18 protein-coding genes are annotated in these 22473 nt (G+C 70.9%); 8 read left to right on the forward strand and 10 right to left on the reverse strand.

Features of this window, described 5'->3' with window-relative positions; genetic code table 11:
* Positions 1 to 16: 16 nt before the first annotated feature.
* The 7 genes from fxsT to VFO68_RS06585 all read right to left on the reverse strand — a co-directional run bounded on the left by fxsT (position 17) and on the right by VFO68_RS06585 (position 11113).
* A complete protein-coding gene (fxsT, locus tag VFO68_RS06555) occupies positions 17 to 4345 on the reverse strand; it encodes an FxSxx-COOH system tetratricopeptide repeat protein (RefSeq protein ID WP_414635468.1) in 4329 nt (1442 codons plus the stop codon).
* A gap of 1 nt (position 4346) precedes the next feature.
* Positions 4347 to 5447: a MoxR family ATPase gene (locus tag VFO68_RS06560; RefSeq protein WP_325157259.1), complete on the reverse strand. Its 1101-nt coding sequence runs from the start codon at positions 5445 to 5447 to the stop codon at positions 4347 to 4349.
* 22 nt (positions 5448 to 5469) lie between these two features.
* The gene (locus VFO68_RS06565) at positions 5470 to 7209 is read right to left on the reverse strand and encodes a hypothetical protein (protein WP_325157260.1); all 1740 of its coding nucleotides are present in this window, start codon (positions 7207 to 7209) and stop codon (positions 5470 to 5472) included.
* Positions 7210 to 7429: 220 nt separating this feature from the next.
* Positions 7430 to 8767: an alpha/beta hydrolase gene (locus VFO68_RS06570; protein WP_325157261.1), complete on the reverse strand. Its 1338-nt coding sequence runs from the start codon at positions 8765 to 8767 to the stop codon at positions 7430 to 7432.
* On the reverse strand, positions 8767 to 9558 hold the full coding sequence (locus tag VFO68_RS06575; RefSeq protein ID WP_325157262.1) for a hypothetical protein: 792 nt from the start codon (positions 9556 to 9558) through the stop codon (positions 8767 to 8769). The genes VFO68_RS06570 and VFO68_RS06575 overlap by 1 nt, the downstream gene beginning before the upstream one ends.
* Positions 9555 to 10079, reverse strand: a complete 525-nt coding sequence (locus VFO68_RS06580; RefSeq protein ID WP_325157263.1) for a hypothetical protein — start codon at positions 10077 to 10079, stop codon at positions 9555 to 9557. The genes VFO68_RS06575 and VFO68_RS06580 overlap by 4 nt, the downstream gene beginning before the upstream one ends.
* An 86-nt stretch (positions 10080 to 10165) precedes the next feature.
* The gene (locus VFO68_RS06585) at positions 10166 to 11113 is read right to left on the reverse strand and encodes a LysR family transcriptional regulator (protein WP_325157264.1); all 948 of its coding nucleotides are present in this window, start codon (positions 11111 to 11113) and stop codon (positions 10166 to 10168) included.
* 173 nt (positions 11114 to 11286) lie between these two features.
* Here VFO68_RS06585 and VFO68_RS06590 point away from each other — a divergent pair, with 173 nt between their 5' ends.
* The 7 genes from VFO68_RS06590 to VFO68_RS06620 are packed head-to-tail and all read left to right on the forward strand — an operon-like array spanning position 11287 to position 18240.
* Positions 11287 to 12159: a xanthine dehydrogenase family protein subunit M gene (locus VFO68_RS06590; RefSeq protein WP_325157265.1), complete on the forward strand. Its 873-nt coding sequence runs from the start codon at positions 11287 to 11289 to the stop codon at positions 12157 to 12159.
* Position 12160: 1 nt separating this feature from the next.
* On the forward strand, positions 12161 to 12667 hold the full coding sequence (locus tag VFO68_RS06595) for a (2Fe-2S)-binding protein (protein WP_325157266.1): 507 nt from the start codon (positions 12161 to 12163) through the stop codon (positions 12665 to 12667).
* A complete protein-coding gene (locus tag VFO68_RS06600; RefSeq protein WP_325157267.1) occupies positions 12664 to 15036 on the forward strand; it encodes an aerobic carbon-monoxide dehydrogenase large subunit in 2373 nt (790 codons plus the stop codon). Before VFO68_RS06595 ends, VFO68_RS06600 begins: the two co-directional genes overlap by 4 nt.
* Positions 15036 to 15806, forward strand: a complete 771-nt coding sequence (locus VFO68_RS06605; RefSeq protein ID WP_325157268.1) for an XdhC family protein — start codon at positions 15036 to 15038, stop codon at positions 15804 to 15806. Before VFO68_RS06600 ends, VFO68_RS06605 begins: the two co-directional genes overlap by 1 nt.
* Positions 15799 to 16674 carry a MoxR family ATPase gene (locus VFO68_RS06610; protein ID WP_325157269.1) on the forward strand — a complete coding sequence of 292 codons (876 nt, stop codon included), beginning with the start codon at positions 15799 to 15801 and terminating at the stop codon, positions 16672 to 16674. Before VFO68_RS06605 ends, VFO68_RS06610 begins: the two co-directional genes overlap by 8 nt.
* Positions 16667 to 17773: a vWA domain-containing protein gene (locus VFO68_RS06615; protein ID WP_325157270.1), complete on the forward strand. Its 1107-nt coding sequence runs from the start codon at positions 16667 to 16669 to the stop codon at positions 17771 to 17773. Before VFO68_RS06610 ends, VFO68_RS06615 begins: the two co-directional genes overlap by 8 nt.
* 26 nt (positions 17774 to 17799) lie before the next feature.
* Positions 17800 to 18240 (forward strand): hypothetical protein, encoded by a 441-nt coding sequence (locus tag VFO68_RS06620; RefSeq protein ID WP_325157271.1) that lies wholly within the window; start codon positions 17800 to 17802, stop codon positions 18238 to 18240.
* Here the strand turns inward: VFO68_RS06620 and VFO68_RS06625 are convergent.
* The 3 genes from VFO68_RS06625 to VFO68_RS06635 are packed head-to-tail and all read right to left on the reverse strand — an operon-like array spanning position 18227 to position 20486.
* The gene (locus tag VFO68_RS06625; protein ID WP_325157272.1) at positions 18227 to 18820 is read right to left on the reverse strand and encodes a TetR/AcrR family transcriptional regulator; all 594 of its coding nucleotides are present in this window, start codon (positions 18818 to 18820) and stop codon (positions 18227 to 18229) included. The two genes, VFO68_RS06620 and VFO68_RS06625, sit on opposite strands and share 14 nt — an antisense overlap.
* A complete protein-coding gene (locus VFO68_RS06630; RefSeq protein WP_325157273.1) occupies positions 18810 to 19631 on the reverse strand; it encodes an SDR family NAD(P)-dependent oxidoreductase in 822 nt (273 codons plus the stop codon). Before VFO68_RS06630 ends, VFO68_RS06625 begins: the two co-directional genes overlap by 11 nt.
* A 33-nt stretch (positions 19632 to 19664) precedes the next feature.
* The gene (locus VFO68_RS06635; protein ID WP_325157274.1) at positions 19665 to 20486 is read right to left on the reverse strand and encodes an SGNH/GDSL hydrolase family protein; all 822 of its coding nucleotides are present in this window, start codon (positions 20484 to 20486) and stop codon (positions 19665 to 19667) included.
* Between the two features lie 226 nt (positions 20487 to 20712).
* On the opposite strand from VFO68_RS06635, the gene VFO68_RS06640 reads away from it, so the two are divergent.
* A complete protein-coding gene (locus tag VFO68_RS06640; RefSeq protein ID WP_325157275.1) occupies positions 20713 to 22428 on the forward strand; it encodes an SDR family oxidoreductase in 1716 nt (571 codons plus the stop codon).
* Positions 22429 to 22473: the final 45 nt, after the last annotated feature.

Here is a 22473-nt window from a genome sequence, read left to right on the forward strand (position 1 = left end):
GGACAGAAATTTGCCGCTACATCAACATGGGATCGATGTCGCAGTTGGCGCGGGCAGCTTCGGCCGCCGCGATGGTGGCCGGATGCCTGTCGCCGAGAACTTTGCGATAGGTGGCGGTGGCTTCCTTTGCACGTGCCTGGGCGTCCTTGGTCCGGCCAACGGCGCGCAGGTCGATGCTCAGGTTGAGCAGTGCCGCGATCGTCGTGGGGTGGTCGTTGCCGAGCACGCGACCGGCCCGATCGACGCTTTCCTCATCGAGGACGCCCGCCGCCTCGGCCTCGCCAAGATCGATGAGGTCACTGGCCAGATTGATCGCCGCGACCACCGCATAGGGGTGGTCCGGACCCACCCTCGCGCGAAGCTGTTCCAGTGCGCGCTCGTCCAGTTCCCGTGCGCCGGCGGTGTCACCGAGCAACCGCAACGCCACGGCCAGGTCCACCATCGCCCCGAGAGTGTGCGGGTGATGCTCGCCCAGGATGCGGCGGTACCGCTCGAAGGTCTCCTCGCCCAGTTTTCGCGCCGCACGAAGGTCGCCCGAATGCCGAAGGTCGATCGAGTGCGCGAGCGCGGCCGCCATCGTGGTGGGGTGATCGTCGCCGTACCGAATCTGAAACTGGCGTAGCGCGGGTCCGGACAGGGGTAGTGCACGCGGGTGGTCGCCGTCCTTGCGGATGGCCACGGCAAGCAGGAACGAGGTGGTCCAGGTATCGATATGGTCCTCGCCGTACCGCTGCCACATGATGTCGACGAGCTTCTGCTGCTCGGCCCTGGCCCACAGGTACTCGCCGGCCTCGCGCCGGTCCACGATCGTCGCGCCGTACACGCTCAGGGTTCGTGGGTGGTGTAGGCCGAGAACCTCGATCCTTCTCCGGTGCGTGTCCGCGTCCCACTGGGCCGCGGCCCGGTAGTCACCGGACAACCGCAGGCTCAGCGCGTGCTGGTAGGCGGCGTTGAGCGTTTCCGGATCGTCAGGCCCGAACAGCTTGCGGGCCTTCTCGTGGATTTCCTCGGTCAGCTTCCGGGACGCGGCGAAGTCGCCCTGGGCCCGCAGATCGATGGCCACGAGACCCTGAGCGCTCAGAGTCTCTTCGCTGGTCTCGCCGGATGCCTCGATGCGCAGTTTGAGGGTGCGTTTGTTCAGGTCGGCGGCTTCGGCGTACCGGCCAACCCCCCAGAGGTACAGGCCCAGCCGGGAGGCGACGTCCATCGTCTGCGGGTGCGACTGGCCGAGCTTGGCGGTGAACCCCTCCAGAGCGCGCTGGGCGAGCGTGGTCGCTTCCTCGTGGTCGCCCCACTGGAAGAGATACCGCATGAGGTTGATGACCAGTTGACGGGCCCAGCTGTCGTCGCAGTCGATGACGTCGGCGGCGTAGGCATGCGGCAGCAGTTCCCGGTAGCGCGGCCAATGCCGGCTTGACTCCGGATCGTTCGGGTCCAGGTTGGCAAGAAGCTGGTGTGCTCCGTGCCGCATCTGTGCCTGCAGCTGGGGTGAGGTGACCCGGTTGCGCAACACCAGCTGGACGAGTCGGTGCAGCTGAATGGTGTTGTTGCCGTGGTCGATCTTTGCCAGTCCATACCGGTTGATGTCCCGGATTGCGCGGGCGAGCTGCATCGGGTCCCGGAGCGCGACATCCAGTTCGGGGGAGATGGCGATGCCCCGCACGCCGGTGAACAGGTCGCGCGTGATCGGGTCAGGTGAGAAGAAGGCACACAGATGCAGAATGTGGTGGGCGGCCGTGTTGCGCCGGAGCAGCTCATCGAACGATACGTTCCAGGCCGCCGCAACCGAAAGCTCGTAGTCCTGCGGCGCGGAGGTGTCCAGAATCTCGGCGACCTTCTCGTCGAACAGTCGCAGGTATTCCTGCACCTGCATGCCGGTCTCGGCGCGCCAGGCGGCGGCCTGCTCGATCGCGAGTGGCAGGTCGCCCAGTTTCTCTGCCAATAGGTCGGCTTCGCTGTCGCTGATTTCCGGCCCACGCCGGCGCAGCAACTCGATGCTTTCCTCGCGGCGGAATACCGACACTTCGAGCGGGCGGGCGATGCCGGCCCAGTCGGGATTACGGGATGTGATGAGGATCTCGCCCGGACCGTTGCTGGGAAAGAATGGCCGGACTGTCTCCGGGCTTTCGGCCGCATCGAAGACCAGGAGCCATCTTCGGAACGGCTGACCCACCCGGAGTGCTTCCCGGACCGCGGGAACGGCCGTGCTGGCTTCGGCATGGCCCGATAGTCGCAATTGCCTGGCCAGTTCGGTGAGCCCGGCCCTGATCTGAGTCGGCTCCGCGGCCGGAATCCACCAGATGACATCGTAATCCCGCAGGTGGCGATAGATGTACTCGACCGCCATCTGTGTCTTTCCGATTCCGCCCATTCCGTGCAATGCGGCAGGCAACACGGCGGTAGTGCCGCCAGCCGTCAATCTTTGGCTCAAATTGTCGAGCAGGTCCGCTCTTCCGGTAAAATTTGGGTTACGCGGGGGGACGTTCCCCCAGATGGGTGGGACCTCGTCCGCGTGCCGCTCGCGCGACCTTCCAACACCCAATGCGGAAGCCGGGGGACCGGCATAAGGGTCGGGTGTCTCCGACGTGCTCGGCAGGGGCTCCAACGGCGGTCGGGAGTCCTCGGGGACCACCGTCGGTTCGCTTGGCGCGCTCGTCTGATTCACAGGCGACATTGTGGCAGGGGAGTCAATAGTCGGCCCGTCAAGCCGGCGGGCGCGCGGGAGATATGGCCCGGTCAGGGCGCGCAGGACGATTTGCTCGTGCTGAACTTCCTTGAGCGTCGTTGTGGCGATGTCCGGATCCGGCGCGTTGTCCGGCTCCGCGATGGCGTCCCGCAGACGAGTCAGGCCGTGATGCCGGCCGGCGAAGCAGGCCGCAGCCACGCGAACGGCTGCGGCGGTGTCGGAGCGACGGCAGCCAGCGAGGAGTTTTTCTCTTATCGGGTTGGGAATATCGAACGAGAGCGCATCCCAGGTGGACATTTTACTGTGGGTGTTCACCGGGTGGAGCAGGCCGCTGGTGAAAACCTCCGCGATATGTTCTGGGCCGGCTTCCGGAATCAGCTGTGCTTGGAGGTGCCGGGCGACGGTCAGGCTGACCGGAACGGCGGCGAGGAGGGTGGCGAGCCGAAATGCCGGTGCAGACGCCGATCCGCGGAATTCGTCAACCTGTTGCACCAGCGATATCTCGGAAAGGGGTTCGTCCGCGGCACTGCTGACCGTCGGTACATCTTGCGCAAGCAGTACTGGGCCAACGCGTTGATGATTGGTGTTCATCAGTAGTCCGGCCCACCACCGCAGCCAGCGGGGCCGCAGTTCCAGGACGGGGACGGGAATGCCTGTGTGATCAATATCCGGGGCATCGCCGTCAAGCCAGGTATCCAACCGTTCCCAGGTCCATCGCTTGTTCGGTTGCAGTTTCCTGGTCGCTCTCAGCCGGGCGGAATACACCGGAAGACCGACCCGCTGCCACAGGCGTTGCGGAAGCAGGTTGAGCACGGCGACCGGCATGACCTGTCCGCAGGCGGTCAGCAGTGGTCCGGCAAGCCCCTGGCGCCAGCAGGGGGCGACACCGTCGGTCACCACCATGACGATTCGGCGGCCGGAAGGATCCAGCAGTTCGGAAGGGCTCCTGACCGCTGCGCCGGCGGTGGCGCCGCGAAGCGTCGGTGGGACGGCCGGACCGGATTCGGGCGCGGTGGTGTCGAGCAGCCGGACCCGGATCGTTCGAAACGCGCCCACCTGTTCCAGCAAGGCGATGAAAGCCGCGAGCCGGTGGCGCCACAACGCCATCGAGGGGCCGTCATCGACAACCAGGGTCAGGTCGAGGAACCGTTCGGTCTCGGGTCTGATCTCCGGCCACCACAGCCCGTCCTCGGCCGCGCGTTCGGCGGTGGCCACCTCGTCCAGAACCACGGCGTCTGGCCGCCAGGACCGCACCGTGCTTTTGAGCGGCCGTAGCGCCCGAATCACCCCAAGAGCGTCGGGCACCGTGGTGTTACCCGACAGGTTGGCCGGGCTGGGTAGCCGAAACAGGGGTGATGTCGCGGGTTGGCCGTCGGGGACGGGTTGTTCCGGCGCGGGGTCGGTCCCCGTCGCGGGTCCAGCCTCGGGCGGCGGAGCCGCTGAATCGGGCCGTTCGCCGGCCCCAACCGGCTCCGGCTGGGGCGTTGGCGGGTCCGCGGGCATCCGGTGCGTGGCCTGAGCCGGGCCGGGCTCCGGGCCTGGTCCGGTGACGGCTGTGAGCCACAGCGCATCGGCGAGTTCCCACGGATGCAGATCCGTGGCTGCTAGGCGGTCGGCACTCTCGCGGTCCGGGTCCGGCCGGTCTGACGTCGTGCCCACGTCACCGCACCGGGTCGTGATCGAGCCTGCGCCACAGGGCGTTGATGAGATGCGGCCAGGTCGGGTCGCTCTCGCTGTAGGCGCCCGAGGTGGCGAGGTACACCGCGTCGAGCAGGCGATCGGCGGGCAGGCCGCCGCTGGTCGCGCTCCGCTCCACGAACTCGGCCACCAGGCGGTCCCGGTGTTCGCCGCGCTCGTCGAGCACATGGTTGGCAACCATGGCCGCGAGCATGTTGGCGTCCGGATCGCGCATTTCAAGGCGCAGGCACCGGCGGAGGAACGCCTCAGGAAATTCCCGCTCGCCATTGCTGGTAATGACGATCAGTGGAAATTCGCGACAACGCACCCGGCCATCGCGGATGACGGCCGTTCGTCCGGGATCGGAGGTGAATACCTCCACTTCTCGACTCCGGCTACGAATTCTTTCCAGCTCGTCAATGACGAACTCGCCGTCCTCCAGCGCACCGAGGAGATCATTCGGTAGGTCTGCCTCGCTCTTGTCCAGCTCATCGATGAGAAGCACCCGGGGCAGCTTGGTGGGCAGCAACGCGGTGCCCAGTGGGCCGAGCCGGATGAATTCCCCGACGGACTGTTCCGTTGCCGGCGGACCGGTGTTGCCGGCCAGGCGGGCGGCGGTCGCCTGCGCCCGGCCGATGGCGTCGTACCCGTACTGGCCGTTCTTCAGCGTGGTGTGGCTGGTGATGGGCCAACGCAGCACCCGCCCCAGCCGTAACTCCCTGGCGATCTGCCAGGCCAGGCTGGACTTGCGGGTGCCGGGACGTCCGGTGACCAGCAGCGGCCTGCGCAGATACAGCGCCGCGTTCACCATGTTCACTTCGTGGGTGTCGACGTCGCGCTCGGTCAGATGGCACTCCACACCGAGCCGGCGGTCCTCGTCGCCGTCGTCCTCGGGTGGTGTGTCGGTGTCCGGCAATGGCCCGCCCCGGAACTTCCGCCAGGGCGGTGGGGGCGGCAGCAGTTCGGCCAGGGCAATGTCGTGTATGGGTCGCCCCGTGCCGCGGTAGATCCACCAGTCCGGCGTGACAACGGGGGGAGCGCGCCACTCCAGTCGGTCCCCGTCGGTGCGATCATTTGCGCTCATCACGATTCCCCTCCGGCAGCTGCTACATTGCTGACCGGCCGAAGACGACCAGGCGGGTAGGATCGTCCCACAACAGTACCAGATTCTTGGTGATGTCGACGTTTGTGTCTTCGGACAATTGCATGAATGATCGTCGGCGAGACATCTGCGTCCTTGTTGGTAAGTCGGCCAATCCGTCCTCTTCGAGGAGCAACTCGACAACTTTCCGCAAATCCGCGCCGGACGCCTCGGCATGCCAGATCACGACCGGCAGACCTGAATGCAGAGCTGCGGTCAGCTCGTCAAACCCGCCTTCGCTCAGCGGTTCCGGGCCGGGAGCCGCGCTGAGCACGGCGGAGACCCATTCCGGATCACTCAGGACCGCATCGATTCGATGCGGAAAGTCGGTGTCCGCAGGACGGCAATAGTGCACCCGGGCGGCGGAAGGATCCTGTTGCAATGATTGCCAACGATCCCGCCAGGCCCGGTGCAAACGCCGCGAGCTCATGCGCTCGAGTGACCGGAGCACGATGGGATAGTCCAGGCAAAGGGGGCGGGGGCTGCCAGAGTCGTGGTGCTTGCGCCAGAGATGGACCTGCAGATGCAGCAGCGACCGCGGCAGCACGATCTCCAACGCTACCGAGGCGTTCTGGTCAGCCCACGCTTCCTCGGCTTCGACCACCACCCGATCGACGTCATATTCGACCCGGTCCTCGGTGGTGACGCCACCCTCGCTGCGGGTCGGCGGCCAGGTGCCCGGATCGTCCTGGCGCCAGTACGACAGGTGGTAACGCGTGGAGTCGAGCCGATCCGGCTCCAGCGCGATCATCAGATGCAGCCGGGGAGCCGGCGGAATCGGAACGGCGTTGTTTCGCCGGGTTTGCAGCGCTTCCACCAACCGCAGCTGGACGGCCTGGGTGTCGATCCATTCGGTGAGCCGGGCCCTGGCGACCGGATCGAGCTGCTCGCACAGCAGCACCAGGAAGTACAGAGCGGGGGGAACTCCGTCAGGCTGGGCGTTGACGTCGGTGAGATCGCGGAAGATTTCCCAGGCATCGTTCGAGGTCGGGATCGGTATCGTGGGACCGGCCGCCTTGCGCACGACCGTTGGCACATGCCGCACCGGTATTCCGGTGAGTAGGCCGCGCAGATGTTCCAGGACCGCGGCCGGCCACAGGTCCAGCACCTCGTCTCCGGACCGGGGCTGCGGGAGCCGCGACGCGCGGACGGCTACCCCCGGGCCCATCGGTTGCACGTCCGGCAGCCGCAGCCAGGCTTCGGCCTTCAGGTTCTTGACCTCTACCGGGATTCGCCGGTACGCCGCCGGAAACGCCGCCGGGTCCTGGAGGATGACTTCGCGGTAGAACGAGTCCGACGCGATGTAGGCGACCACGCCGGCGGACCCGCGAAGAGCGGACTTCGCGGCAGCCGCATCCACGATGCGCGCCGCGAAGTTGATCGCGGGACTGTCCGCTCCGTGCCTGGTTGTTCGTACGTCACCGGCATGCAACGCAACCCGGAGCTGGATGGCCGTCTTCACCGAGTGCAGATCGTTGAACCGGTGCAGCCCGGCCACCAACCGGTTGGGCAGCCGGTCGACCAATCTGATCTTGGGTACCGACGGCGGGATCAGGATGAGGACTCCGTCACCGCGGTCGTGCCGCTCGCACGATCGCCACGGGATCGCGGATTCGGCGAATGCCTTGCTCAGCACCTGATACATGCCCTTGTGCATCTCTGCGTGGTCGGCGGCGGTTCGTGCCGGATCGGTGAAGTTACTCATGTCAACGAGCAGGATCGTCCTGTGTCGTGCCGACGCCGCCTCCGGCACAAGCCACCTCCCCAACACACCGGCGGCCGGGTCAGTCGGCCATGCCGCCGTTTGATTATGTGGCGGCGCTGCCGGACAGCACAGCACCACCGGTATCGTCAGGTAAAAGGGTGACTGGTTTCCGGCGCCTACTGTGTTGCTTTTGACACGGATATGCCCAGAATCGACACGATTACCGGCGCTCGACGGTGTACTGGCGGGTTTCCACGGAGACGCCGCCGATGAAGATCCCGGCGCTGTCGCGGAAGCGTCGCACCGACGGGTCGGTGCTGGAGTCGAGTTGGCGGGCGGCGTCGACGTAGCTCCCGCCGATCGCGTGGTTGCCGCCGACGGTGCCGGACTGGTTGTCGAACTTTACCGTGGTGCGGTTGTCGCTGGCGGGGTTCTCGGCCGCGTCCAGGTGCGGCACGATGTCGCCGCTGTTCTCCAGGGAGAGCATCTGCACGCCGTCGGGGACGGGAATGCGGCCGACGGGCGAGCCGGCGGTCACCACGTGCGTCACGTTGAACTGGCCCGCGGCGGTGAAGTCGTTGGCCGCGCGCGCCGCGACGATGCCGCCCTGGCTGTGGCCGACCAGCATCACCGGGTCGTTCGGTCCGATCCCGGCCCGACGCATGGCGTCCTCGAGACCCTTCTGCAGCACGGTTTCGTTGCCGGCCATGGCATCGATGTTGGTGCCGAAGTCGTTGGCGCTGCCGCCGTCCTGGCCGGGCAGGTTCCACACCCGGGTGCCGGGGATGTCCACGATGTAGGAGACCCGGCCGTCCGGCCCGACCACCTTGCGCACGTCGATGTTGGGATCGGTGTTGTTGCGGTGGTCCAGGCCCTGCATGATGTCGCCCAGCCCGTGCGGCGGGGTGCCGGCCGAGCCGTCGATCCCGTTGTCGGTGACCCGCGGCTCGCCGTCGGGGTACGCGGCGGCGGTGAGATCCATCAGCGTGGCCAGGTCGACCGGCAGGCCGAGCGAGCTGATCATGCCGGGGGACATGCCGATCAGCTGGTCCACCAGGCCCGGGTGCTCGACCAGGTAACGCTGCCAGTCACCGTCGTAGTTGAGGTACACGTCGGTGGCGATCGCCCCGCCCGCGCCCAGCGCGGTGAGCAGCGCGGCCGTCGGACTGGAGGTGACCGCCGCGCCCTCCATCCACCGGACCGCGTCCAGCGCCCGGGTGTTGAGCTGGTCCATCGTGTGATAGGCCTCGGCGCTGGCCCGCAGCGCCATCCCGCGCAGCCCGATCGCCGCTGACGTGGCGGTCAGGCCGGACGGCCCGTCCAGCGCGCCGAGCATGGCCGCCTCGAACCGGGCCACCCCGGCCGGGTTGAGCACGGTCGAGGCCACCACGTTCGGGTCGACCAGGTAGCGATGGCAGGACATGGCCGTGCCCAGCGTCTCGGCGGCCACGTCATCGGTCAGGTCGCCCATCGCGGCGAGGTCCTCGAGCTTGGCCTCGGTGCCGCCGGCGCCTCCGCCGACCCGCAGGTTGGTCACACCCGGTCCGGGAGTCGTCATCAGCTCTCGCCCTCCGTGACAGCCTCCGCGACGAAGGGAGCCACCCACACGCCGAGATCGGCGCGGCCGACCGGTTCCAGCAGCACCCGGCGGCCGGTGTCCGGCCGCATGCCCAGCCAGCCGTCGCCGGCGTGCAGCCAGGCGACCCGCGCGCTGCGCACGTCCTGCCGCACCCGGGCGGTGACCTGGCAGACCAGGCCGCCGTTGGTCCGGCTGGCCACCTCGGTGGCCAGCCGCGCCTCGGCCGGGGCCAGGCCCAGCCCGGCGAGCACCTCGGCCGGCGCGTCCGGGTCGGCGCCGCGCAGCAGCTCGGCGATCCCCAGCTCGTGCAGCGCGGCCACCGGCACCCGGCCGGCCGGCAGCCGGTCCCGCGTCTCGCCGAGCGCGGCGGGAATCTCCGCCTCGGCCTCCGGGGGTACCGCCCGGACCAGCTCCCCGCCCAGGTCGGACGCGGCGAACAGGGACAGCTCCACCGCGCCGTCGCCGAGCTCGAACAGCGACGCGCCCAGCCGGCCGGCGATCGCGTGCAGGCTGTGCAGGCCGGCCCCGCCGATCGTGGCGGTGGTGTCGAGCATGACCTGGGGCCCGGCCAGGATCTTCAGATTCATCGCCACCGAGCGGTGCACCTCGCCGTCCCCGTCGAGCACCCCGCGCTTGACCAGGTCCGCGGGTTCGGCCGGGGGCAGGTCCCGCGGGTCGGGCTGCCAGCCGGGCGGCATGGACAGCCCGAGCCGGTCCACCAGGTAGGCGTACTCGGCCGCGGTCAGGCGCAGCCGGTGCGGGGCGGTCATCGCAGCACCCCCTGGCCCTGCATGAACCGCCCGACGTCGAGCCAGGCCTTGTCGCCGGACATCGGCAGGTTGCCGGGCTGATGCGGCCAGTTCCGCCACGGCGGGGTGGGCGGCTGTGGCGGGTCCCCGCCGCCGATGCCGATGAAGTCGCCGACCGCGCCGGCCATGTCGCTGACCGCGTTGCGGAAGGTCTCCACGGCCCGGTTGAACCGGTCGATCGCGCTGTTGAACCAGCCGACCACGGCCTCCTCGATCCGCTTGATCAGCGCCAGCAGCTCGCGGACCTGCTGGGCGTGCTGGCGCAGCGCCGCGGCCGCCTCGTCCAGCCGGCCGGCCACCGCATCGAGGTTGCGGCGGTCGCCGCCGACGGTCTCCCGGCAGCGGTCGGCGGCCACCGAGCGCCACTGCATGGCCTCGGCGCGGGTGACCATCTCGCTGCCCCGGTCGCGCACCTGGCCGGCCCGTTGCTCGATCTGACCGGCGATCCGGTCCAGCTCGTCGGGATCCCCGTACAGCGACATCGAACCCCCTAATAAGGGTGAGCGGGAGGGCGCAAGATTATCGGCCTACAGACGTCGCGGCGATGCCGTTCGTTCCCGCGCGGGACCTAGCTCCACAAAGTTACGTACACCGGCGGCCGGAATGCCGCCGGTTGGACGCCGGCGCCCGGGTTGCGCATGGCGCGCAGCGCCGGGGCGGTGTCGAGGAAGTGCAGGAACGCGTCGGTGGCCGGGGAGCGGCGCTCGGCCGGCAGGGCGGTGGCGTACCAGGTGGTCTCGACCGGGGTGGCCGGGGTGTCCACCACCCGCAGCTCGCCGCGCCGGACCTGCTCGGCCACCAGGTGTTCCGGGGCGGGGGCGAGCCCGGCGCCCTGCGCGGCGGCGGCCCAGGCCGCGGTCTGGTTGGGGTAGACCCGTAATCGGTTCTCGGCCACCCGCAGCCGGTGCAGCAGCGCGCCGCTGTCGCCACGCGGGTCGGCGGCGTACTGGTCGACCAGCCACGGCCACGCCTCGGGCGGTCCGGCCGGCCGGGTGGTGCGCGAGGTCACCAGCACCAGCCGGGTGCGGAACACGGCCACGCTCTGCAGTTCGTTGCGCCGGAGCCCGGCCAGGTTGGGGCCGATCGCCACGTCGGCGAACCGGTTCTCCACCAGCGCCGCCATCTCGTCGCTGGCCGCGACCCCGGCCGAGGTGTCGATCTGCCGGCCGCACAGCCGGGTGAACGTGTCGATCAGCAACGGGGCCACGAACTCCGCCACGGTGCTGCTGCCGACCAGTCTGAGCTGCTCGGGTGCGCCCTGCCCGGTGCGCACCGCGGCCTCGGCGTCCAGGCCGAGCGAGACCATCTGGGTGGCCACCGGAAGCAGCCGCTTGCCGGCCGGGGTCAGCCGCATCCCGGTTCCGGCCCGCTCGATCAGCGGGTCGTTGAGGTGGTGCCGCAGCGCCGAGAGCGCCTGCGAGACGGCCGGCTCGCTCACCGCGAGGGCCCGGGCCGCCGCCTTGACCGAGCCCAGCTTGGCCACCATCACGAACGTGGTCAGCTGCGTGAGCGTCATGCCGGCATTGTGAACCAGGCGCTTATCGTGACCACCCGCGTCGATAAGTGGTCGGTTAAGGGCCTGTTGCCCGGCCGGCCGTGGCCGCGCACGATGCCGGGGCAGGGCGCGGTGCGGTGACCTAGGGCCGCCCGGTGTGCGGCGCGCCGCCCGGGCCGGGCAGGGAGCGCGCGATGCAGGTACCAGCACCGTTCCAGTACGAGAAGGCGACCAGCGTGGAGCACGCGCTCGCGCTGCTGGCCCGGTACGGGCCCGAGTCCAGGGTGGTGGCCGGCGGGCACAGCCTGCTGCCGATGATGAAGCTGCGGCTGGCGCAACCCGAGGCGCTGATCGACATCAACGACCTGACCGAGTTGGCCTCGATCAGCGTCGACGGCGACACGCTCAGCATCGGGGCGATGGTCCGGCACACCGACCTGCTGCACTCGGCGGTGGCCGGCGAGCACTTCCCGATCCTGCGCGACGCGGAGCGGATGATCGCCGATCCGGTGGTGCGCAACCGTGGCACGGTCGGCGGTTCGCTGTGCCAGGCGGACCCGTCCGAGGACCTGTCCGCGGCGTTCGCGGCGCTGCGGGCCGACCTGGTGGTGCAGTCGCCGCACGGGCGGCGCACGATCGGCGCCCGCGAGTTCTTCGTCGGGCCCTACGAGACCGCGCTCGCCGACGGCGAGCTGCTGGTGGAGATCCGGGTGCCGATCCGTTCGCACGCCAGCGCCTACCAGAAGGTCGAGCGCCGGGCCGGGGACTGGGCGGTGGCCGCGGCCGGCGCGGTGCTGAACCTGGTCGGCGACACGGTCACCGAGGCCGGCATCGGCCTGGCGGCGGTCGGCGCGGCCGGGTTCGTGGCCCCCGAGGCGGAGGACTTCCTGCGCGGCGAGGCGGCCACCGAGGAGCGGCTGGCCGAGGCCGGACGGATCGCCGCCGAGCACTGCAACCCGAGCGCCGACCAGCGTGGCCCGGTGGACTACAAGCGGCATCTGGCCGGGGAGTTGACCACGAGGGCGTTGCGCCGGGCGGCGGCGCGGGCCCGCGGACAGGAGGCCTGACATGCAGATCACGGTGAAGGTCAACGGGCAGGAGTACACCCACGACGTGGAGCCGCGGCTGCTGCTGGTGCACTACCTGCGCGACACGTTGCGGCTCACCGGCACGCACTGGGGTTGCGACACCTCCAACTGCGGGGTGTGCGTGGTCCATCTGGACGGCGTCCCGGTCAAGTCGTGCACGGTGCTCGCGGTGATGGCCGACGGCCACGAGGTGACCACCGTGGAGGGCCTGGCCAACGGCGCCGAGCTGGATCCGGTGCAGCAGGGGTTCGCCGCCTGCCACGGGTTGCAGTGCGGGTTCTGCACCCCCGGGATGATGATGACCGCCCGCTGGCTGCTCGACCAGCGACCCGATCCGTCCGAAGAGGACATTCGCGAGGCGATCTCCGGACAGCTGTGCCGCTGCACCGGCTACGAGAACATCGTGCGCTCGATCCGTTGGGCGGCCGAGCATTCCGCGCCGGCCGAGGCGGCCCCGGTCGAGACGCAGCAGGAGGTGACGGCATGACTGCGGTTGAAGAGACGCCGATGGGCTTCGGGCGGATGCGGCGCAAGGAGGACGCCCGGTTCGTCCGGGGCCGCGGCACCTATGTCGACGACGTGGTGCTGCCCGGGATGCTGCACGCCGCGATCCTGCGCAGCCCGTTCGCGCACGCCCGGATCGTCTCGATCGACACCTCGGCCGCCGAGGCGCACCCGAAGGTCCGAGCGGTGATCACCGGCGAGACGCTGGCCGGTCTGGGACTCGCCTGGATGCCCACCATCTCCTACGACACGCAGGCCGTGCTGGCCACCGACAAGGTGCGCTTCCAGGGCCAGGAGGTCGCCTTCGTGGTGGCCGAGGACCACTACGCGGCGAGGGACGCGCTGGCGCTGATCGACGTCGAGTACGACCCGCTGCCGGCGGTGATCGACGCGCGCAAGGCGCTGGACCCGGGCGCCCCGGTGATCCGGGACGACAAGGAGAACACCACCGACAACCACATCTTCGACTGGGAGGCCGGCGACCCGGCCCGCACCGACGACGCCTTCGCCCGGGCGGACGTGGTGGTGGCGCAGGACGTGCTGTACCCGAGGGTGCATCCGGCTCCGCTGGAGACCTGCGGCACGGTGGCGGACATGGACCCGGTCACCGGCAAGCTGACCGTGTGGTCGACCACGCAGGCGCCGCACGCGCACCGGACCCTGTACGCGATGGTGGCCGGCATCCCGGAGCACAAGATCAGGATCATCTCGCCGGACATCGGCGGCGGGTTCGGCAACAAGGTCGGGATCTATCCCGGCTACGTCTGCGCGGTGGTCGGCTCGATCGTCACCGGCAAGCCGGTGAAGTGGATGGAGGACCGCTCGGAGAACCTGATGACCACGTCCTTCGCCCGGGACTACCACATGCAGGGCGAGATCGCGGCCACGGCCGAGGGCAAGATCCTTGCCTTACGGGTCAAGGTGATCGCCGACCACGGCGCGTTCAACGGCACCGCCCAGCCGACCGGGTTCCCGGCCGGGTTCTTCCACGTGTTCACCGGCTCCTACGACCTGGGCGCGGCCTACTGCGAGGTGACCGGCGTCTACACCAACAAGGCGCCCGGCGGGGTGGCCTACGCCTGCTCGTTCCGGGTCACCGAGGCGGCCTACCTGGTCGAGCGGATGGTCGACCTGCTGGCGTACAAGCTGGAGCTGGACCCGGCCGAGCTGCGGATGCGCAACCTGTTGCGGCCCGAGCAGTTCCCGTACACCTGCCCGACCGGGTGGGAGTACGACTCCGGTGACTACCCGAAGGCGTTGCGGCTGGCCATGGACATGGCCGGCTACGACGCGCTGCGCGCCGAGCAGGCCGAGAAACGCGAGCGCGGCGAGTACATGGGTATCGGGCTCAGCTTCTTCACCGAGGCGGTGGGCGCGGGTCCGCGCAAGCACATGGACATCCTCGGGCTGGGCATGGCCGACGGCGCGGAGTTGCGGGTGCACCCGACCGGCAAGGCGGTGCTGCGGATCTCGGTGCAGAGCCAGGGGCAGGGCCACGAGACGACGTTCGCCCAGATCGTCGCCGAGGAGTTGGGCATCAGCCCGGACGATGTCGAGGTGGTGCACGGCGACACCGACCAGACCCCGTTCGGCCTCGGCACCTACGGGTCCCGGTCGACGCCGGTGTCCGGCGCGGCGGCCGCCATGGTGGCCCGCAAGGTGCGCGACCGGGCGCGGATCGTCGCCGCGGCGATGCTCGAGGCCAGCCCCGACGACCTGGAGTGGGAGAAGGGCCGCTGGTTCGTCGCCGGTGACCCGTCGGCCGGCAGGACCATGACGGAGATCGCCCTGGCCGCGCACTCCAACCTGGAACTGCCCGAGGGCGTCGAGGGACACCTGGACGCCACCTGCGTCTACAACCCGCCCAACCTCACCTTCCCGTTCGGCGCCTACATCTGCGTGGTGGACGTGGATCCCGGCACCGGCCAGGTGAAGGTGCGCCGGTTCATCGCCGTCGACGACTGCGGGGTGCGGATCAACCCGACGATCGTCGAGGGCCAGGTGCACGGCGGCCTGGCCGACGGGGTCGGAATGGCGCTGATGGAGCTGATCGCCTTCGACGAGGACGGCAACTGTCTCGGCGGCTCGTTCATGGACTACCTGCTGCCCACCTCGATGGAGTGCCCGTCCTGGGAACTGGGCGAGACGGTCACCCCGTCGCCGCATCATCCGATCGGCGCCAAGGGAGTCGGCGAGTCGGCGACCGTCGGCTCACCGGCCGCGGTGGTCAACGCGGTGGTCGACGCGCTGCGGCCGTTCGGGGTGACGCACGCGGACATGCCGCTGACCCCGGCCGCGGTCTGGTCGGCGATCCAGGGCCGTCCACTTCGGACAGATCTGGCGATCGGCTGATGAGCGCCGAGGATCTGCTCGTCCGGGCGGACGACCTGCGGTCCGGCCGAACCCCGTTCGTGCTGGCCACGGTGGTCCGTGCGGAGCGGCCGACCAGTGCCCGGCCCGGTGACCGGGCGCTGGTGCTGCCGGACGGCACCATCGAGGGGTTCGTCGGCGGCACCTGCGCGGAGTCGACCGTGCGGGTGGAGGGACTGCGGCTGCTGGAGACCGGCGAGTCGACGCTGCTGCGGATCACCGCCCGGGACGAGGCGGGTATGGCACCCGAGGGCATGGTGCGGGTGCACAACCACTGTCTGTCCGGTGGTTCCCTGGACATCTTCCTGGAGGCCATGCTCCCGGCGCTGCTGGTGCAGGTGTACGGCCAGGCGCCGGTGGCCCGGGCGCTGGTGGAGATCGGGCGGGTGCTCGGACACGACGTGCGGCCGCTTCCCGAGCCGACCACCCCGTTGCCGTCCGACACCGGCGCGGTGGTGGTCGCCTCGCACGGCCGGGACGAGGAACCGGTGCTGCGGGCGGCGATGCGGGCCGGGGTGCCCTACATCGGTCTGGTGGCGAGCAAGCGGCGCGGCGCGGCGGTCCTGGCCGACCTGGAGTTGACCGACGAGGAGCACGACCGGGTCCGCACTCCGGCGGGGCTGGACATCGGTGCCCGCACCGCCCCGGAGATCGCGTTGTCGATCTACGCCGAACTGATCGCGCTGCGCCCGCGTACCGCCGCCGCGACCGAACACCCGCATCACCTCCCGGCCTGCCACGCGGATGAGTGAGGTCGCCGACGCCGCCGCGCTGCGGGCCGGGTTGGCGTCGGCCGGTTACCTGGCCGGCGAAGCGCTGACCACCGCGCTGCTGCTGGCCGTGCGGATGGGCCAGCCGATCCTGCTGGAGGGCGAGCCGGGCGTCGGCAAGACCGAGGCGGCAAGGGCGCTCGCGTCCACAATGGACACTGTGCTGATCAGGTTGCAGTGCTACGAGGGGCTGTCCTCGGCCGAGGCGCTCTACGAGTGGAACTATCCGCGGCAGTTGCTGGCCATCCGGCTGGCCGAGTCGCGCGGGGAGACGCTGCGCGACGGCGACCTGTTCGGCGCGGACTACCTGCTGCCCCGCCCGCTGCTGGCGGCGATCTCGCATCCCGGTCCGCGCCCCGCCGTGCTGCTGATCGACGAGGTGGACCGGGCCGACGACGAGTTCGAGGCGTTCCTGCTCGAACTGCTGGCCGACGCGGCGGTGACCATCCCGGAGCTGGGCACCCGGCGGGCGAAGCTGCCCCCGGTCGTCGTGCTGACCTCCAACCGCACCAGGGACCTGCACGACGCGCTCAAGCGCCGCTGTCTCTACCACTGGATCGCCTACCCGGAGACCGAGCGGGTGGCCGCGATCATCCGCGCCCGGGTGCCCGACGCCGCCGGCTGGCTGGCCGAGCGGGTGGCGGTCGCGGTGCACCGGCTGCGCGCCCAGCCGCTGACCAAGCCGCCCGGCGTGGCCGAGGCGATCAACTGGGCCAACGCGCTGCGGGTCCTCGGAGTGTCCGCAATGGACGAGGGGGCGATGGTCAGCACGCTCGGCGCGGTGCTCAAGTACCCGGAGGACATCGAGACGGTGACCGGCGCGGGACTGGCGGCACTGGCGGATGTCTGACCTTCCGGGACTGGTCGCGGCGTTCGGCGCCCGGCTGCGCGCGGCGGGACTGCCGGTCGGGCCGGACCGGTGCGAGCGGTTCGCCCGGGCGGTCACCGTGCTCAACCCGGCCACCACCCGGGAGATCTTCCACTGCGCGCTGGCCACGCTGGTCAGCGATCCGGAGCAACTGCCCACGTTCCGCGCGGTGTTCGCCGAGGTGTTCGCGGGGGTGGCGGATCCGGCCACCCAGCGCGGTCAGCACCCGTCGGTCGGCAGCACCGCCGGGTCCCGGGGCGGCCGCCCGGACGTGAGCGGCGCCGACCCGGACCGGCGCGGCGGCCGCGAGGTGGAGACCAACGTGCTCGCCAGTGCCGCGGAACGGTTGTCCGGCCGGGACTTCGCCGAGCTGACCGCTACGGAGCTGGCCCAGCTGGCCGGGTTGATGCGGCGGTTGTCCCTGTCCACGCCGCCGCGCCGGTCCCGCCGGGAGCGGCTGGCCCCGCACGGCCCGCGGGTGGACCTGCGCGGCACGCTGTCCCGGGCGCGGCGCACCGGCGGCCACCCGCTGCTGCTGGTCCGCCGGGCGCGGAAGGTCAAGCCGCGCCGGCTGGTCGTGCTGTGCGACATCTCCGGCTCGATGGAGCCCTATGCCCGGGCCATGGTCCAGTTGCTGTACTGCGCCTCCGGCGGCGCGTCGGCCGAGGTGTTCACGTTCGCCACCCGGCTCACGCGGCTCACCCGGGAGCTGTCCCGGGTCCGCCCCTCGGTCGCGTTGGAGCGGGCCGGCCGGCTCGCCCCCGACTGGTCCGGCGGTACCCGGATCGCCGACTCCCTGGCCGAGTTCAACCGCCGCTACGGTCGTCGCGGCCTGGCCCGGGGCGCCGTCGTGCTGATCATCTCCGACGGCTGGGAAACCGGCGACCCGACCGAACTGGGCCGTCAACTGGCCGCGCTGGCCGCGGTGGCGCACCGGATCGTCTGGGCCAACCCACGCACCGCGCGGGCCGGCTACCGCCCCCTCGCGGGCGGGATGGCCGCCGCCTGGCCGCACTGCGACGCCGTCGTCAGCGCGCACAGCCTGACCGCGCTGGACGACCTGATCGCCGCGCTCAGGTAGGGAGACGTCGGAGGTATCCTCGGCGGATGGCCAGGCGGGTGCGGCGGCCGGTGGCCGAGAATCCGGATCGGGCGCGGGCCGATCTGGTGGCGTTGCTGGCGGTCGCCGATCGGGGCATCGCGTTGCAGGACGACGCGGTTGCCGTGCTGCGGGCCTGCGCGGCGCCGGGTGAGCCGGACGGGTCGGTGGCCCGGGAGGGCGGACGGGTCGCGGGGGAGTATCACCGGCTGTGGGCGTTCGCGCTGGACTTCGCCCGGCACGCCGACCCGGACTCGTTGGAGCGCCGGGTATCCCAGCTCCTCCTGCACCACTGTCAGGTGCTGCACCACGCGATCCGGTTCGCGTTCCCCAAGTTCCGCACCGAGCGGCTGGAGCAGGCCCGCCAGTCGGTCGTCGACCTCGGACCGCCTGCCGAGGAAATGCGCTCGCTCCGCGACGAACTGGCCATGTGGCTCAGTCTGCTCTGAGCGAGGCCCAGATCCGGTCCGGCAGCAGGCGTTCGGCCGCGGCGAGGTCGATGTCGGCGCCGGCGAGCCACCGCCGGGACAGCTCGGCGACCGGTCCGATCAGCAGCATCTCGACCAGGGGTGCGGGCAGGTCCACGATCTGGCCGGACCGCACGTGCGGAGCGAGCCAGGCGAGCATCCGGCCGATCCGAGGCGCCTTGCTCGCGGCGATCGCCGCCGCGTGCGCGGGCAGGTAGCCGGCGTAGGCCGAAGCGTGGATGAACCGGGCCTGCGCCGGGTGTTCGGCCACGAACCGCAGGTAGGCGCGGACCACGGCACGCACCCCGGTGTGCGGGGTCCGGGTGCGTTCCAGCGCCGCCACGAGCGTGTCGAGCAGTTCGGCCATGCACCGCTGGTACAGCGCGGCGGCCAGCCCGTCGAAGCTGCCGTAGTGGTGGTAGAGGCTGCCGAGGCTGATCCCGCTCGCCGCGGTCACCGCCGGCACCGTGAACCCGCCCGGCCCGTCCTGCTCGTGCACGGCGAGCGCGGCGTCGAGCAGCCGGCGCGCGGTCTCCGTTCCCCGGGTCTGTTTAGGTGACATCGCGTCGGGCCAGCCCGGTCAGGTCCAGCGCCTGCGCCCAGAGCCGTTGCGCCAGTTCGGGGTCGTCCGGGCCGGGCGCCTCCCGGTCGACGTCGAAGTAGCGCCCGGTCACCCCGCCGAGCCCGGGGTCGGTGGCCAGCCGGACGACCGGCCGGGCGCCGGTGGACGTGTCCTTCCACAGCAGTTTCACGGTCTTGAGCAGCAGCCCGGTCAACCCGCCGGGATCACCGAGCCCGGTCCGGATCACGCCGGGATGCACGGCGTTGATGGTCACCCCGGTGTCCCGCCAGTGGCGCGCGAACAGCGGCACCAGCAGCAGGTTGCACAGTTTGGTGTCGCAGTAGGTGCGCATCCGGTGGAAGTCGGCGCCGGCCGGGGTGCGCTCCGGGTCGGCGGTGCCCTTGACGTAGAGCCCGGCGCTGACCTGCACCACCCGCGCCCCGGCGGCAAACCGGGGCGCGAGCGTGTGGTTGAGCACGAACGGCGCCAGGTGGTTGGTGACGAACGACTGCTCGAGCCCGTCGGTGTGCCGCGGCCGGGTCGGCCAGATCCCGGCGTTGTGCACCAGCACGTCGATCTCCGGGCAGGCGGCGGCGATCCGCTCGGCGGCGGTGTGGATCCCCGCGACCGAGCCGAGATCGCCGGCCACGACCTGCGCCGTGGCGCCGCCCGCGGCCAGCGCCGCCCGGGCCGTCTCGCCCCGGTCGCGGTCCCGGCAGACCAGCACCACCCGGTGGCCGAGCTCGCCCAACTGGCGCGCGACCGCGTAGCCGATTCCCCGGTTGGCTCCCGTGACCACTGCTGTGCGCATGCCGGGATCATAAACATTTTCTAGAAAGAAGTTCTAGACCGCGGTGGATGCGACGCCGAGTTGCGCGAGCAGCAGCGGGGCGTAGCCGGCGGCGTGCCCGTTGGTGTTGGGGTGGTAGGACTCCAGGATCGGGTAGGACAGGCCGTTGATCCACTCGGTGTCGTCGCACACGGCGTGCCGGGTGAACGGCGTCCGGGCGTCGACGAAGGCGAACCCGGCCGCCGCCGCCCGCGCGCCGATGGCGGTGGCCAGCAGGTCGGCGGTCCGGTTCAGTTCGGCCTGCTCGCCGGGGCTGATCCGGGCGCCGAGGTTGCACTCCTCGCCGTTGAAGATCCGTGGGTAGCCGATCACCACCACGGTCGCGTTGGGCGCCCGGTCGCGGATCGCCCGGTACAGCCCGTCCAGCCGGCCCGGCAGCGTGTCCCGGATGACCGCGTTGGCGTTGTTGATGTCGCCCCAGCAGGTCCACGGCCAGGGCCGGGCGCAGGAGGTGATCACGTTGGCGAACCCGGCGTCGTTCCCGCCGGCCGAGACGGTCACCAGCGTGGTGCTCGGGCTCAGGCTGCCCAGTTGGTTGGCCAGCACGTCGGCGACCCGGGCTCCCGAGCAGGCGGCGAAGGTCAGGGTGGCGCCCAGCCGGGCCGCGGCGAGGACCGGGTAGGCGCTGGCCGAGCGGTAGCACGAGCCGCTGTCGGGGTAGTAGGTCCGGGTGCCGACGCCGGAGGAGTACGAGTCCCCGAGTGCCGTGTAGACGGCCGGGGCGGCGTGTGCCGTGTGGACACCCGCCAAGGTGAACGTGGCGGTTCCTAGCAAGGTGATCGCGATACGGGCTGAGCGCAGCCGGAACAAACCCATGATTTTCCTCCACGGTGCAGGGGGCGTGCCCGGACGGGCACACCGGGGAGTCGGGTGAGATCAGCGTGCGGCCTCGTGCGTACTTGATCAATAGACCGAAGAGGTGAATGCCGATTCACTGCGACCTTTCAGTGCGCGCCCTGCCGCCACAGATCCGAGCCTTCGGCAGGGGCGCTTGGGTTGGCGAGGCGTGACTTTTCCCCGCCCAGCGGGAACGGTGATCGGTATGAGCGAGCGCACGCGCTGGGTGGACTCGGGCGGACTGCGGCTGTGGGTGCGCGAGGAGGGCGTGCCGGGCGGGCCGACGTTGCTGCTGGTGCACGGCTACCCGGACGACTCCGCGGTGTGGGACGGCGTGGTGGCCCGGCTGGCGGACCGGTACCGGGTGGTGCGCTACGACGTGCGCGGCGCCGGACGCTCCGACGCCCCGGCCGCACGCGACGGCTACCGGATCGAGCACCTCGCCGCGGACCTTCGCGCGGTCCTGGACGCGATCAGCCCGGACGTCCCGGTGCACCTGGTCGCCCACGACTGGGGGTCGATGCAGTCCTGGGCCGTGGTCGGCGATCCCGCCCAGGCCGACCGGTTCGCCTCGTTCACCTCGATCTCCGGGCCCGATCTGGCGCAGTTGGACGGCTGGCTGCGGGCCGGGCTGCGCGACCCCGGCCGGGCCCGGGCGGTGCTGCGGCAACTGCGGCATTCCTGGTACATGGCCGGGTTCCAGGTGCCGCTGCTGCCCGAGCTGTTCTGGCGGCTGCCGCGGGCCCGGGCGGCGTTCCAGGCGAGCTACCGCGACGCCCGCAACGGGCTGGGGCTGTACCGGGCGAACATGGTGGGCCGGGCGCCGAGGCCGGCCGCGCGGCGCATCGAGGTCCCGGTCCAGCAGGTGGCACTGACCCAGGACCGGTACTGCCTGCCCGCGGTGCTGACCGCCGCCAACCCGTGGTGCGCGCGACTGTGGCGGCGCGAACTGGTCGCCGGGCACTGGGCGGTCCGCACCCATCCGGCCGAGGTGGCCCGGTTCGTCACCGAGTTCGTCGAGCACCTCGCCGGGCGGCCGGCCGGGCGTGAGCTCGGCCGCGCCCGGACGGACCGGTCCCGGCGGCCACTGGACGGGCGGCTTGCCCTGGTCACCGGCGCGGGCAGCGGCATCGGCCGGTCGACCGCGCTGGCCTTCGCCCGGGCCGGCGCGGACGTGCTGTGCGTGGACATCGACGCCGGCCGGGCGCAGGACACCGCCGGGGAGGTGGCGGCGCACGGCCGCGCCGGCCTCGCCTACCGGCTCGACGTCGCCGACGAGACGGCCACCCAGCGGCTGGCCGAGCAGGTGATCGGCGAGCACGGCGTGCCGGACCTGGTGATGGCCAACGCCGGCATCGGGGTGTCCGGCCCGTTCCTGGCCACCGACGCGGCGGACTGGCGCCGGGTGCTGGAGGTCAACCTGCTCGGCGTGGTGCACACGTTGCGCGCCTTCGTGCCCGCGCTGGTGCGCCGGGCCGAGGGTGGGCACGTGGTGATCACCGCGTCGATGGCCGGGTTCTTCCCCACCCCGTCCCTGTCCGCCTACTCGACCACCAAGGCGGGGGTGCTCATGCTGGCCCAGTGCCTGGACGGCGAGCTGCGGCCGGCCGGGATCGGGGTGAGCGCGATCTGCCCGGGCGTGGTGCACACCGACATCACCAACACCGCGCGGTTCGCGGGCAGCACCGCCGAGGAGGAGCGGGACCGCCGGCGGCGCGCGACCGCGGCCTACCGGCGGCGCGGCTACAGCCCGGACCGGGTGGCCGTCGCCGTGCTGCGCGCGGTGCGGGACAAGCGGCTGGTCGTGCCGGTGACCCCGGAGGCGAGGATGGCGTCGGCCTCGAACCGGATTTCACCCGCGTTCACGCGTCTCGTTGGACGATGGGTAGGTCGGCAGGCTGGCCGGGTGGTACGGGGCTAGCTCGGGTTGCACTCATGCGCATGTGACTATATGTTGCCCGTGCTC

This window comes from Actinophytocola sp. (assembly GCF_035712165.1).
Lineage (GTDB): Bacteria > Actinomycetota > Actinomycetes > Mycobacteriales > Pseudonocardiaceae > DASYTH01.